Source organism: Dyella sp., from assembly GCF_035685805.1.
Taxonomy (GTDB): domain Bacteria; phylum Pseudomonadota; class Gammaproteobacteria; order Xanthomonadales; family Rhodanobacteraceae; genus Dyella_A.
This window is the reverse complement of record NZ_DASSAB010000049.1, coordinates 1-13,487: the sequence shown is the minus strand read 5'-3', so window position 1 is coordinate 13,487 and position 13,487 is coordinate 1. Positions and strand designations below refer to the sequence as shown.

Here is a 13,487-nt window from a genome sequence, read left to right as displayed (position 1 = left end):
CTCGCTCAGGCGAGCATCTTTTCCACCGGCAGCACGAACATCTCGCGCGCACCGGCCTTCTTGATCTCTTCCAGCTGGCGCCAGCTCACCTCGCCCGCGCAAAGCGCCTGCAGCATCAGCTGGTCGGGCTGGCCGGCCACCGGCAGCAGCGTGGGCTGCGGGCCCCCGGGCAGCAGGCGGGTGACCGCCTCCAGCGTGCTGCGCGAGGTCTGCAGCAGCAGCAGGCGCGACTCGCGCACCTGGATCACGCCGTCCAGCCGCTTGAGCAGCAGCTCGATCATGTCGCCGCGCTCGTCCGCCGGCAGCGTTTGCGGGCCGGCCAATACGGCCTCGCTTTCCAGCAGCACCTCGACCTCGCGCAGCTGGTTGGCCACCAGCGTGCCGCCGCTCTGCACCAGATCGCAGATGGCATCGGCGGTGCCCAGCTTGGGCGCGATTTCGACCGAACCGGCCAGGGTCACCACCTGCGTATCCACGCCGTGCGAGCGCAGCCATTCGCCGAGCAGGCCCGGGTACGACGTGGCCACGCGCTTGCCGCCCAGGTCCGGTGCGCCGGCGTAGGCCATCTCCTGCGGCACGGCGATCGACAGCCGGCAGCGGCCGAAGCCCAGCGGACGCCACTCGTGCAGCGGCGCGGCATCCACCCCGGCCGTGAGCTGGAACTCGTTGAGCACGTTGCGCCCGACGATGCCCAGATCGCACACGCCCTGCGCGATCAGCCCGGGAATGTCGTCGTCGCGCACCAGCAGCAGGTCCACCGGCTCACCCTCGCCGAAGCAGAACAGCTTGTCGCGGCTCTGCCGAAAGCTCAGGCCGCAGCGGTTGAGCAGGTCCAGTGCCGGCTCGGTGAGCCGGCCGGATTTTTGCATCGCAATGCGCAGGCGGTCGCGCGTTTTCATGCCTTGTCCTTTTTCAATGCCGAACGACGTCGCGCACCGTGCGCGGCCGCCGCCAGATAACCGCCGCTGCCCTGGTTGAGATAGCGGGCGACGCGGCCGATGGTGGTGATGCTTACCGCGGTGCGCTCGTGGATCTCGCGATAGGCCACGCCGTCGAGCAGATACGGCACCACCCGCCAGCGATCCACCAGCACCTCCAGCTCCGCCGGGGTGCACAGGTCGTGCAGGAACGCCGACATCTCTCCGGCGTTCTTCAGCGACAGCAGCGCCTCGCACAGGCTCAATTCCGCAGACGCGGCAGGTGTCTCGGGATCGACGGAGCGACGCTTCATAATGTACTAACGCGTTAACACAATACGACGATTCTAGCGAGGCCTCGGAGCCTTGTCGAGCGGCATGACGAGGGGCATGCGGCCGCAGTGCGGTTGCGGTCCGCGAGCTGCGCCGGGCGCCGGACCATGCGACTCGCACGCCGCGTCGGCGCGCTGTCCGACACACTTTCCGAGCAGCGAAGCGGAATGCACCGGCATTGAGGTTTCTGTCCCGCCGGTCGAGGCCGGCCTCTGCTGGCAGGCCTGCCGCTGCTGCGCGGCTTCCCGCGAGTTTCCTCAGCGGATGGACCGGCTGTGCGCCGCCGCGGCCGAGTCGAGCCGCTGGCACAAGGCATCAATCAAGCCGCCGTCCAGCACGGCGTGCACGGGCACGCGCCACCATCCCGGCCGGGCAAACCGCTGGCATTTGATGGCGTCCTTGTCGGTCATCAGCAGCGGACCGTCGCCAGCGATCGCCAGGTCGTCGGGAACAAACGCGTGGTGGTCGGCGAAGGCGTGTGCCGTCACGTCGAGCCCCTGCGCGCGCAGGCTGTCGAAAAAGCGATCGGGGTGGCCAATGGCGGCAACGGCGTGAACCGGCTCGCCGATAAATGAGGACAGCGGGCGCACGACGTAATCCGTGAGCGACACCGCCGTGTCGCCGGCCAGCCGCATGGCGAACTCACCCTGCCCCGCCTCACCGTTGCAAACGCGAAAATCGACATGACGCAGGCGCGACAGCGGCTCGCGCAGCGGGCCGGCAGGCAGCAGCCGGCCGTTGCCGAACCGCCGCGCGCCGTCGATCACGCAGATCTCCACGTCGCGGGCCAGCGCGTAGTGCTGCAGCCCGTCGTCGGCAATCACAATGTTGCAGCCGGCCTGCAGCAGCAGCGCCGCGGCGGCGGGACGATCGCGCCCCACGGCCACCGGCACGCCACTGGCGCGGATCAGGCAGGGTTCGTCGCCGTAGCGGGCCGGATCGGGCTGATCGTCCAGCAGCGCCGGCTCGCGCTGCGTACCGCCGTAGCCGCGGCTGACCACCCCAGGACGCCAGCCGCGCGCGATGAGGGCGTCGACCAGCGCCAGCGTGAGCGGCGTCTTGCCGGTGCCACCAGCGGTGAGGTTGCCCACCACCACCACCGGCACTGCCAGCCTCGTGCTGCGCAGCCAGCCGATGCGGTGCAGGCCGCGACGCAGCGCGGTGAGCGCGCCGTAGAGCCACGCCAGTGGATACGTCCAGAGCGGCGTGCCGCGCGTGCCGTACCAGCTCGCCTGCAGCGTGTCGGCCAGCGCCACGGCCCGTCAGTCGCTGGCGGGCTGATGGAACTGCATGCGATGCAGCGCCGCGTAATGGCCTTGCATTGCCAGCAGCTCGGCATGCGTGCCGCGCTCCACGATGCGCCCCTGATCCATGACCGCGATCTGGTCGGCGCCCTCGATGGTCGACAGGCGATGGGCAATCACCAGCGTAGTGCGATCCTTCATCAAACGCTGCAGCGCCTGCTGGATCAACCGTTCGGACTCGGTGTCCAAGGCACTGGTGGCCTCGTCCAGCACGAGAATGGGGGCATTCTTGAGAATGGCCCGCGCAATGGCGATGCGCTGGCGCTGGCCACCGGAAAGCATGCCGCCGGCCTGCCCGATCGGGCTGTGCAGCCCCATCGGCATGCGGCTGATGAATTCCATCGCGTTGGCCGCTGCGGCCGCCGCCTCGATGTCCCCATCGCTGGCCCCGGCCAGCTCGCCATAGGCGATGTTCTCGGCGACGGTGCCGTCGAACAGCACCACGCTCTGGCCCACCCAGGCGATCTGCCGCCGCAGCGAACCCAGCGTGTACCCCAGGTAATCCTCGCCATCGAGCACGATGCGGCCTTCGCTCGGCTCATAGAAACGCGGCAGCAGGCTGACCAGCGTGCTCTTGCCACTACCGGAGCGCCCCACCAGCGCGGTGACGGTGCCGGGCTGGCAGCGCAGGTCCACGCCGCGCAATGCCTCAGCTTCGCTACGCGGGTAACGCAGTCTTACGCTTTCAAACCGTATGTCGCCGCCGGTGCGTTCGATCACGCGGGTGCCGTGATCCGCTTCAGGAGAGAGATCGATGACCTCGAACAAATCTTCTGCCGCCGAAATGCCCCGCTGGATGTTGGCCTGGACGTTGGCCAAGCGCTTTAGGGACGGCATCATCGCGCCCATGGCGGTAAGGACCGCAATGAATACACCGGAGGAAATCTGGTCTATCTCGTCCGGGCGCGTCGCCAGCAGCACCAGAACCGCCAGAGCGCCAGCCGCTACCGTCTGGATAGCGGTACTGGACGCTGCACTGGTCGCCGCGATTTTCAGATTCAGGCGCCGCGTGCGCATGGTTACGTCGTCGAAACGACCCGCCTCATGCGGCTGACCACCGTAGATGCGCACTTCGCGGTGCGCACCTACAGACTCTTCAACCGTACCGGTTACCGAGCCCATCGACCCCTGGATGCGCCGACTGATGGCGCGATAGCGCCTACTGACTACCGAAGCGATCAGCATCACCAGCGGGATCATCACCAGCAGGGCGAGCGTAAGGTATGCACTCTTGGTCAGCATTACGACGAACATGCCGATGACGGTGACGCCTTCGGTCACGGCGATCTTCACTGCATCGGTGGACGCCGATGCCACCTGCTCGGAGGTGTAGGTGATCCGGGAAATCTGCTGCCCCGATGGCTCGCTGCCAAAGAACGTGGCCGGCAACCGCAGATAGGATGCGAACACGTCCCGCTGAATCGCCTGCACCACGTTGCGACCGATATAGGCAATGCCGTAGTTGCTGACGAACGTGCCGATGCCGCGCACGCTGAAGATCGCCATGATCCAGATCGGCATCCAGAAGATCAGATAGGGATCTTTCCTCGCGAACAGGTCATCGAACATCGGCTGCAGCAGGCTGGTGAACAGGGCGAGGCCGCCACCGTCGATTGCCATACCCAGCATCGCCAGCAGCGCCACGGTGCGGTAGCTCCGGGTATAGCCGAGCAGGCGGCCATAAACCCTGCGCGTCTCGGCATCCCAGATGCCCACCTTGCCGGGCTTTTTGGTCACCGTCCCGACCCTAGCGTCGGCGTGGTGGCGATCGACAGCTTGGTGAAACCGAGCTGGCCCAGCGCGTCCATGGCGGTGACCACGTATTGGTGCGGCGTCATCGCATCGGCGCGGATCACCACCTGGCCATCGCGGCGATCGCCCGCGTTCTGCTCGAGCATGCGCTTGAGCGGCTCGATGCCCTCGCCCATCACCTCGTCGCTGCCCACGTAGAAGCGGCCGTCGCGATCGATCATCACGGTGAGCACGGGCTGCTGCACGTCACGCTCTTCCGCGCTGGCCTTGGGCAGGGTCACCTGCATGCGCGAGTGCTGCACGAAGGTGGTGGTGAGCACGAAGAACATCAGCAGCGTGAGCAGCACGTCGATCAACGGGATGACGTTGATCTCGAAATCATCGCGTCGGCGGTCCGAACCGATACGCATTGCTATCAGCCTGCCGCCGGCGCGCGGCGCGGACGCGGCACTGGGGTCGTGGCACCGACGGTGAGGTCGTCCAGCAGCGCCGTGGCCTGCTTCTCCATTTCCACGCAATAGCCGGTGACGCGGGAGCGGAAGTAGCGGTGCAGCACGTAAGCGGGAATCGCCACGACCAGGCCGGAGGCCGTGCAGATCAGCGCCTCGCCGATACCGCCGGCCATCTTCATCGGATCGCCGACGCCGCCACGCATGACGTCGAGGAACATGCGGATGAGGCCGATCACCGTACCGAACAGGCCCAGCAGCGGGCCGATCAGTGCGATCGTCCCCAAGGTATTGAGGTAGCGCTCCATGCGGTGCGCGACGTGGCGACCGGTGTCCTCGATGCGCTCCTTGATCAGCTCGCGCGAGCGGTCGCGCACCCGCAGCGCGGCGCCCAGCAGCTCACCCAGCGGCGAGCCGGCGGACAGCGCATCGAGATGCTGCGGATCGAGCCGCCCGCTGCGTGCCCACTCGCGCACCTCCTCCCCCAGGCCGGGCGGCATCACCGAAGCACGCCGCAGGCTCCAGAACCGTTCCAGCACGATCGCCAGCGCGATTGCCGAACAAAACACGATGGGCGCCATCGCCCAACCGCCCGCCATCAGGATTTCCAGCACGACGACTCCCGCACCATGCAGCCAAGAACGAAGCGCGCATCATACCAGCGTGTACCCGCGGTTCCGTGGGCTGCGTCCGGCAGCCGATGTGCGATGGCAGGTTATTTCTCGCGCCAGTAGCGCGCCTGCCGCTGTCGCTCCTGGCGCACGACCCGCGCGTGGCCACGAGCCGGGAAGCTCAGCTGGATGGCGCCAGCGGTCGCAGTGTTCAGCAACGGCACCCCGGCTGCGCCGTAGCGGGCCACGACCAGCGGCCGCGGATGCCGGAAACGGTTGCGCCAGCCTGCCGAAACCACGGCCAGCGACGGCGCTACCGCGGTCAGGAAAGGCTCGCTGGAGGAGGTCATGCTGCCGTGGTGCGGCACGGTCATCACCACGGACCCGCCCGACGGCAACGCGGCAGCAACAGCCGACTCGACCCGACTGGTGATGTCCCCGGTGAGCAGCAGGCGATCCGCCCCGCCGTCCACCAGCAGCACGCAGGAGCGGTCGTTGCCTGCCCCGGTATCGTCAAGCGGACCGAGTACGGAGAAACGAACGCCGTCCCACGTCCACGCCTGGCCTGCGTGGCAGCCGGCCATCGGCGAGGGCATGCGGCGTGGCTCCCCGGCCAGTCGGCGCCCTGGAGCGTAGGCCGCGAGCACCGCACCGGCGCCGCCGGCGTGGTCGTTGTCGGCATGGCTGACCACCAGCATGTCGAGCCGCCGCACCCCCAGGGCATGAAGGCTCGGCACCACCGCCGCAGCGCCGATGTCGAAGCCAGAGGGATAGCGTGCTCCGGTGTCGTAGACCAGCGTGTGGCCGCGCGTGCGTACCACCACCGACAACCCCTGCCCCACATCCAGCACCCACGCCTCGAAGGCCGAAGGCGCCGGGCGTGGCAACTGCGGCCACAGCAGTGGCAGGAACAACATGGCGCCGAGCCAGCGCGTCGGGATGCCGCGCGGTGCCAGCAGCCACAGTGCGCCCAGCATGCCCAGTACCAGCGCCCAGACGCTGACGCTGGGCAGGTAGCAGCTGGCGCCGGGCCATGCCGCGATGCGCTGCAGCAGCCACCACTGACCATGGGCCACGTGCGCGGCCAGCGACAGCGGCCACACGGCGAACGGCGGCCATATCACCAAGGCCAGCACGCCGAGCAAGGCCAGCGGCACGAGCACGAAACTGACCACCGGCACGGCAACCAGGTTCGACAGCCCGCCCACCAGCGAGGTCTGGCCAAAGAACCACAGGCTCAGCGGCAGCAGCGCAAGGGTCATCACCCACTGCCCGGTGGTCAGGCCTTTCACGATGCCGCGCAGCCCATGCGCGTGTTCGGTCAGGCACAGGATCAGGAAGGCAACCCCCACGAACGACAGCCAGAAGCCGGCCGACAGGACCGCCAGCGGATCGGACAGCAAGAGCACGAGCATAGCCAGCGCCAGGCCGTGGCCTGCGCGCACGTGGCGACGCCAGCCACGGGCGGCCACCACCACGGCAATCATCAGCAGCGTGCGCATCGTCGGCAGCCCCATGCCAGCAAGCGCGCCGTAGGCGACGGCTGCTGTCAGCGCGCCGCCCGCCTGCGCCTGGACGCGCGGGCAACGCAGTGCCAGCGCAGGCCACAGCGCATAGATCGCGATGACTCCCCATGCGCCGAAGGCCGCCGCCACGCCGACGTGGAAGCCGGAGATGGCCAGCAGGTGCGACACCCCGTTGGCCCGGGCCACCGACCAGTCGTCCGGATCCAGGCCGCGCACGTCGCCGAGCGCCAGCGCACGCAGCAAAGCGGCGTCGTGCCGATCCGGCACCCTCAGTTCGATGCCCTGCGCCAGCCGTGCTCGCACCTCGTGTATGCACCACCGGCGCCCCAGCCGCTTGTTGGCTGGATCCTCGCGGACGTAACCCACCGCGACGACACCCCGCTGCAGCGCACTGCGCTCGGTGTCGGCACCACCGGGGTCAAGCATGCTGCGCGGACGCTTCAGGCGAAGCCGCAGTTGCCAGCGTTCGCATGGCGCCAGCGGCGGCGCATCGTCGTACCAGGCCAGTTGCACGCGCCCACGCAGCGGCACGGGCCGCCCCGCCTGGCTGGCCGCAAGCACCTGAAGCTGGAACCGGGTGGCATCGGCGGCCGGATCAGGCAGCCCCAGCACACGGCCAACCACCACGAGATCCTGTCCTTCCAGCGGCACCGGCAGGCGCGCCTGCATCGCGCTGGCGCCACACCACACCGACCAGCCAATGCCGAGAATCATCCATGCGGCCGGTCGGGTGAGCGACCAGCGCGCCGCCACTGCGGCCAGCACCACGAGGGCGACCAGCAACACCAGGAGCGCCGTGCCCCGCGGCAGCGCCGGCCACCACTGCACCGCCAGCACGCCGAGCAGCAGGAACACGCTGCAGCTCGCTACGGTCGATCGACTTGTCCCCGCCGGCGACATCCCTGCGCCTCCCCGCTTCGAGGCGATCAAGGCTAGCGGCAACCACCCTGGGCGCCCGGCGAAATACGCGTAGGCGAATTACCCGCGGCTCCGCGGGGCAAGGGGCGGCCTGGTTCAGAGCTCCTGCACGAGCGCGGCGGCATCGGTGCGCGGCGGCTCGGAGAGCACGCCGTTGTGCAGTACCAGGGTCCGGTCCATGCGCGCGGCCAGGCGCGTGTCATGTGTGACCAGGATGAAGCTGGTGCCGATCTCGCGATTGAGCTCGAGCATCAGGGCGTAGACCTGTGCCGCATTGGCCTCGTCCAGGTTGCCGGTAGGCTCATCGCCCAGCACGCACGCAGGCCGGGTGACCAGGGCCCGGGCCACGGCGCAGCGCTGGCGCTCACCGCCGGAAAGCTCCGACGGCTTGTGCTGGAGGCGTGCGGCCAGGCCGACGCGACCAAGCAACTCGCTGGCTTCGCGCTGCGCCTGGGCAATCGCCACACCGCGGATGAGCAGCGGCATGCACACGTTTTCGAGCGCCGTGAACTCGGGCAGCAGGTGGTGGAACTGGTAGATGAAACCCAGTGACCGGTTGCGCACGCGTCCGCGCTCGGCATCGGAAAGCGACGACAGCAGCCGCCCTTCCACCTCGACCTCGCCTCCGGTCAGGGTGTCGAGCCCGCCCAGGATATGCATCAGCGTGCTCTTGCCCGAACCGGAAGCACCCACGATCGCGGCCGTCTGCCCGCGCTTGAGCTCGAAGCTGACGTCTGTGAGTACGTCGGTGTGGAGGTCGCCCTCGCGGTAGCTCTTGGCGATGTGGCTGGCGCGCAGCACCACGTCATTGCTTTTGGTCATCGGCTTACTCATAGCGCAGCGCCTGCGCCGGCTGCGTGCGGGACGCGCGCCACGCCGGATAAAGGGTCGCCAGCAGCGAGAATGCAAACGTCACCAGGACCACCCAGCCGACGTCGGTTGGATCGAGCTTGCTGGGCACGTTGGAGATGTAATAAACGTCCGGCGACAGGAACTGCACGTGGAACACGTCCTGGATCCAGTCGACGATCGCCGGCAGCTTCCACGACAGCAGCGAGCCGAGCCCCACCCCGAACCCGATACCGACGAACCCCACCAGCAAGCCCTGCACCATGAACATGCCCATGATGCTGCGCGGCGTGGCGCCGAGCGTGCGCAGGATGGCGATGTCGGCCTGCTTGTCGGTGACCAGCATCATCAGCATCGAGATCAGGTTGATCACCGCCACCAGGATGATCAGCGACAGGATGATGAACATGACTTTCTTCTCCATCGAGATGGCCGAGAAGAAGTTGCTGTTTTCCTGCATCCAGGTGCGCACGCTGTAGAGCTGGCCCAGCCGCTGACTCAGCTCGCGCGCCACCGGGCCGGCGCTCCAAAGATCGTCAAGCCGCAGGCGGATACCGGTGGGCCCGGCCAGGCTCGCCAGCTTCTGGGCATCAGTCATGTTGATCAACACCAGCCCGGCGTCGTACTGCTGCATGCCCAGCTCGAACACACCGGACACATGCAAACCGCGAATGCGCGGCACCGAGCCCATCGGCGTGGCACGCAGTTGTGGCACGTACATGGTGATGCGGTCACCCACGTTGACGCCCAGCTGCATGGCGAGCTCCTTGCCAAGCACGATGTTCCAGCTGCCCGGCGTCAGCGAGTCGAAGCGACCCTGCACCATGTGCCGGTCGATGTCCGACGCCTTGGGCTCCTCGCCCGGCTCGATGCCCCGCACGATTGCGCCGCTGGAGCTGTAACTGCCTTGCAGGAACGCCTGCATCTCCACGTAAGGTGCCGCTCCCTCCACGTGCGGATTGGTCTGGGCCAGCTTCACCGCTCCGCGCCAATCCTGAATGCTTTCTCCAACGCCAGAAATGGTGGCATGCGACACCGCACCGAGGATGCGCGTGCGCAACTCGTTGTCGAAACCGTTCATCACGGACATCACCGTGATCAGCGCCATGACGCTGATGCAGATACAGATGATCGATACCGTGGATATGAAGGAGATGAACTGGTTGCGGCGCTTTGCGCGCGTGTAGCGCAGGCCGATGAAGAGCTCGAGCGGTCGGAACATGGCAACCTGTCTAAGTGGGCCTGCGCAGTGGCCGCAGGAAGCGCCCGTCAGCCGGGAACATCATGGACCACGCCAGCGCCGCAGAGTGCCCGATGGAAGCATGGGCAGCAACCGTCGCGCCGTCTCAATCGCCCGCTTCAGGAGCGCCGGAGGCCAGCACCGCCAGGCGCATCCGCACTCGGCGTCGGGTGTCGGCGTCACTGTTGTCGGGCAGCAACCACAGTGCATGCCGTCCGTCTTCTGCGTTCAGGCAAAGCACCACCATCGCACCCAGTGCCCGCGATGACACCAACCGCGCAGCGCTGTCACGTCCATCGCCCAGGCGCAGCGTCCAGCCGCCTTGCGCACTCCACCCCACCGCTGCCGGCACCGCCGGCCTGCGGCTGCGCCAGCTCGTCAGTCCCGCGACCAGCGCGGCGACGAGACACACCTTCAGCCAGAGCGCGGCGCCACACGAGGCAACGCCAATCAGCGCAAGGCAGATCACCAGCACATGCAACCGGGCCAGCGCCGGAGACGGCCGATATTCAAAGCCGATGGCGGGCGCGGATGTCATCGATGATTGCCTGCCAGTCCGGGCGATCCGGTCGCGCATGGCCCATGACCCAGCCCCACAGGTCCGGATCCTGCACTTCCAGCAGCTCCTCGAAGGCGTGCCGCGTCGGCTCGTCGGCGGCAGCGAAAGAGGTGTCGAGCCAGCCGCCGAACAGGGCATCGAGCTCGCGCGTTCCCCGCCGGGTACGCCAACGCAGACGCTTGATGCGGGCTTCATCCACGTGCGCGGTTCCTGCCAGTCATGACGCTAGGCGCCCATACACGACGGGCTGCGCGAGGCAGCCCGTCAGAACAAGGATCAACGGCAGCTGCTCACGCAGCGCGGCGCTCGACCATCAGTTTCTTGATTTCCGCGATGGCCTTGGCCGGGTTGAGACCCTTCGGGCAGGTGCGCGCGCAATTCATGATGGTGTGGCAGCGATACAGCTTGAACGGATCTTCCAGATCGTCAAGCCGCGCCCCGGTGTCCTCGTCGCGCGAATCGACGATCCAGCGGTATGCCTGCAGCAGCACGGCCGGGCCGAGGTACTTGTCGCCATTCCACCAGTAGCTGGGGCAGCTGGTCGAGCAGCAGGCACACAGGATGCACTCGTACAAACCGTCCAGATGCTTGCGATCTTCGGGCGACTGCAGCCGCTCGCGATCCGGCGCCGGGCTCTGCGTACGGAGCCACGGCTTGATCGAGGCAAACTGGGCGTAGAAGTGGGTCAGGTCAGGAACCAGATCCTTGACCACCGGCATGTGCGGCAGCGGATAGATCTTGACGTCACCGCCGCTGCAGTCGTCGACTGCCTTGGTGCACGCCAGCGTGTTGGTGCCATCGATATTCATCGCGCACGATCCACAGATGCCTTCGCGACACGAGCGGCGCAGCGTCAGGGTCGGGTCGATCTCGTTCTTGATCTTGAGCAGCGCGTCGAGAACCATCGGGCCGCACGCGGCCAGGTCGACTTCATAGGTGTCGATGCGGGGATTCTGCCCGTCGTCGGGAGACCAGCGGTAGACGCGGAAGGTGCGCGGCTTCTTCGCGCCCGGTGCCGGAAAGTGCTTGCCCGGCTGGATCTTCGAATTTTTGGGAAGCGTGAACTCTGCCATGTGCGGAACCTTTCAATCTCGTTAGGAGGGCCTGCGGCCCGACCGCCTGCTACACGCGAGGCCCCGCGGACATTGTCGGCGGGGCCACCATCAGTAGACGCGCTTCTTCGGCGGCACCACATCCACCTCGTCGGTCATCGTGTACATGTGCACTGGACGGAACTCGAAGCTCGAGTTGCCCGCCTCGTCCACCTTGACCAGCGTGTGCTTCATCCACTCGTCGTCGTTGCGATCCGGGAAATCCTCGCGTGCGTGCGCACCGCGGCTTTCCAGGCGCTGCTCGGCCGAGTGCATGGTTGCCACGGCCTGGTCGAGCAGGTTCGCCAGCTCCAGCGTCTCGATCAGGTCGGAGTTCCAGACCAGCGACCGGTCAGACACCTTGACGTCCTTGAAGGAGTCACGGATCTCGGAAATCTTGCGCTTGCCCTCCTTCAGCGTCTCCCCGGTGCGGAATACCGCCGCGTCCTGCTGCATCGTGCGCTGCATTTCGGCGCGAATCCTGGCAGTCGGGGTGCCGCCGTCGGCATGACGCAAGGCATCGAAACGCGCCAGAGCCTTGTCCAGCACGCTGGACGGAAGATCTTTCTGCGCCGCGCCAGGCGTGATGATCTCGGCGCAGCGCTTGGCCACCGCGCGACCGAACACCACCAGATCCAGCAGCGAGTTCGAACCGAGGCGGTTGGCGCCATGCACCGAAACGCAACCGGCCTCGCCGATGGCAAAAAGGCCCGGCACCACCGAGTCCGGGTTGCCGTCCTTGAGCTGCACCACTTCGCCGTGGAAGTTGGTCGGGATGCCGCCCATGTTGTAGTGCACGGTGGGCAGCACCGGGATCGGCTCCTTCGCCACGTCGACGCCGGCGAAGATGCGCGCCGACTCGGCGATGCCGGGCAGGCGCTCGTTGATCACCTCGGCGCCCAGATGCATCAGGTTCAAGTGGATGTGATCCTTGTGCTCGCCGACGCCGCGACCCTCGCGGATCTCGATCGTCATGGCGCGGCTGACCACGTCACGCGAGGCAAGATCCTTCGCGTTGGGCGCGTAACGCTCCATGAAGCGCTCGCCCTCGGAGTTGGTGAGGTAACCGCCCTCGCCGCGCACGCCCTCGGTGATCAGGCAGCCTGCGCCATAGATCCCGGTGGGGTGGAATTGCACGAACTCCATGTCCTGCAGCGGCAGGCCCGCGCGCAGCACCATGCCGCCGCCATCGCCCGTGCAGGTATGTGCCGAGGTGGCGCTGAAATACGCGCGACCGTAACCGCCGGTCGCCAGCACCACGGACTGGCCGCGGAAGAAGTGCAGCGTGCCCTCGTTCATGTCCAGCGCCAGCACGCCGCGGCAGACGCCCTCTTCGTCAAAGATCAGGTCGATCGCGAAGTATTCGATGAAGAATGAAGCGTCGTGCGCCAGCGCCTGCTGGTAGAGCGTATGCAGGATCGCGTGGCCGGTGCGGTCCGCCGCGGCGCAGGTGCGCTGCGCGGTGCCCTTGCCGTAGTGCGTCGTCATGCCGCCGAATGGGCGCTGGTAGATCTTGCCTTCCTCGGTGCGCGAGAACGGCACCCCGTAGTGCTCCAGCTCGATGATCGCCGGGATCGCCTCGCGGCACATGTACTCGATGGCGTCCTGGTCGCCCAGCCAGTCCGAGCCCTTGATCGTGTCGTAGAAGTGGAAACGCCAGTCGTCCTCGCCCATGTTGCCAAGCGCGGCAGAGATGCCGCCCTGCGCCGCGACCGTATGCGAGCGGGTCGGGAACACCTTGGTGATGCACGCGGTGCTCAGGCCCTTCTGCGCCAGGCCGAAGGTCGCGCGCAATCCGGCGCCACCGGCGCCAACGACGACCATGTCGTACTTGTGTTCGGTGATCTTGTATGCGGTGGTCATGTGCGGCTTCTCATATGCGACTTCAGCCCAGCAGTGCGATGCGGCCGATCGCATACAGCGACGCGAGCGCGCCGA

13 protein-coding genes are annotated in these 13,487 nt (G+C 67.2%); all 13 read right to left on the bottom strand.

Features of this window, described 5'->3' with window-relative positions; all coding sequences use genetic code 11:
• Nucleotides 1-5: 5 nt before the first annotated feature.
• A complete protein-coding gene (gene hisG / locus VFG40_RS14580) occupies nucleotides 6-917 on the bottom strand; it encodes an ATP phosphoribosyltransferase (RefSeq protein WP_414649310.1) in 912 nt (303 codons plus the stop codon).
• Complete coding sequence (locus VFG40_RS14575; protein ID WP_324898761.1) at nucleotides 896-1,231, bottom strand: YerC/YecD family TrpR-related protein; 336 nt, start codon at nucleotides 1,229-1,231, stop codon at nucleotides 896-898. The genes hisG and VFG40_RS14575 overlap by 22 nt, the downstream gene beginning before the upstream one ends.
• A gap of 276 nt (nucleotides 1,232-1,507) precedes the next feature.
• Nucleotides 1,508-2,506 (bottom strand): tetraacyldisaccharide 4'-kinase, encoded by a 999-nt coding sequence (gene lpxK / locus VFG40_RS14570; protein ID WP_324898759.1) that lies wholly within the window; start codon nucleotides 2,504-2,506, stop codon nucleotides 1,508-1,510.
• Nucleotides 2,507-2,512: 6 nt separating this feature from the next.
• The gene (msbA, locus tag VFG40_RS14565; RefSeq protein WP_414649309.1) at nucleotides 2,513-4,183 is read right to left on the bottom strand and encodes a lipid A export permease/ATP-binding protein MsbA; all 1,671 of its coding nucleotides are present in this window, start codon (nucleotides 4,181-4,183) and stop codon (nucleotides 2,513-2,515) included.
• A 104-nt stretch (nucleotides 4,184-4,287) separates the two neighbouring features.
• Nucleotides 4,288-4,716: an ExbD/TolR family protein gene (locus VFG40_RS14560; RefSeq protein WP_324898755.1), complete on the bottom strand. Its 429-nt coding sequence runs from the start codon at nucleotides 4,714-4,716 to the stop codon at nucleotides 4,288-4,290.
• A 5-nt stretch (nucleotides 4,717-4,721) separates the two neighbouring features.
• On the bottom strand, nucleotides 4,722-5,354 hold the full coding sequence (locus VFG40_RS14555) for a MotA/TolQ/ExbB proton channel family protein (protein ID WP_324898877.1): 633 nt from the start codon (nucleotides 5,352-5,354) through the stop codon (nucleotides 4,722-4,724).
• A gap of 116 nt (nucleotides 5,355-5,470) precedes the next feature.
• Complete coding sequence (locus tag VFG40_RS14550; protein ID WP_324898753.1) at nucleotides 5,471-7,747, bottom strand: DNA internalization-related competence protein ComEC/Rec2; 2,277 nt, start codon at nucleotides 7,745-7,747, stop codon at nucleotides 5,471-5,473.
• Nucleotides 7,748-7,906: 159 nt separating this feature from the next.
• Nucleotides 7,907-8,632, bottom strand: a complete 726-nt coding sequence (lolD, locus tag VFG40_RS14545) for a lipoprotein-releasing ABC transporter ATP-binding protein LolD (RefSeq protein ID WP_324898751.1) — start codon at nucleotides 8,630-8,632, stop codon at nucleotides 7,907-7,909.
• A gap of 4 nt (nucleotides 8,633-8,636) precedes the next feature.
• On the bottom strand, nucleotides 8,637-9,881 hold the full coding sequence (locus VFG40_RS14540; protein WP_324898749.1) for a lipoprotein-releasing ABC transporter permease subunit: 1,245 nt from the start codon (nucleotides 9,879-9,881) through the stop codon (nucleotides 8,637-8,639).
• A 124-nt stretch (nucleotides 9,882-10,005) separates the two neighbouring features.
• A complete protein-coding gene (locus VFG40_RS14535) occupies nucleotides 10,006-10,476 on the bottom strand; it encodes a protein YgfX (protein ID WP_324898747.1) in 471 nt (156 codons plus the stop codon).
• Nucleotides 10,409-10,657, bottom strand: a complete 249-nt coding sequence (locus tag VFG40_RS14530) for an FAD assembly factor SdhE (RefSeq protein WP_324898745.1) — start codon at nucleotides 10,655-10,657, stop codon at nucleotides 10,409-10,411. The genes VFG40_RS14535 and VFG40_RS14530 overlap by 68 nt, the downstream gene beginning before the upstream one ends.
• A gap of 91 nt (nucleotides 10,658-10,748) precedes the next feature.
• The gene (sdhB, locus tag VFG40_RS14525) at nucleotides 10,749-11,531 is read right to left on the bottom strand and encodes a succinate dehydrogenase iron-sulfur subunit (RefSeq protein WP_324898743.1); all 783 of its coding nucleotides are present in this window, start codon (nucleotides 11,529-11,531) and stop codon (nucleotides 10,749-10,751) included.
• A 90-nt stretch (nucleotides 11,532-11,621) separates the two neighbouring features.
• Nucleotides 11,622-13,412 (bottom strand): succinate dehydrogenase flavoprotein subunit, encoded by a 1,791-nt coding sequence (sdhA, locus tag VFG40_RS14520; RefSeq protein ID WP_324898741.1) that lies wholly within the window; start codon nucleotides 13,410-13,412, stop codon nucleotides 11,622-11,624.
• Between the last annotated feature and the right edge of the window lie 75 nt (nucleotides 13,413-13,487).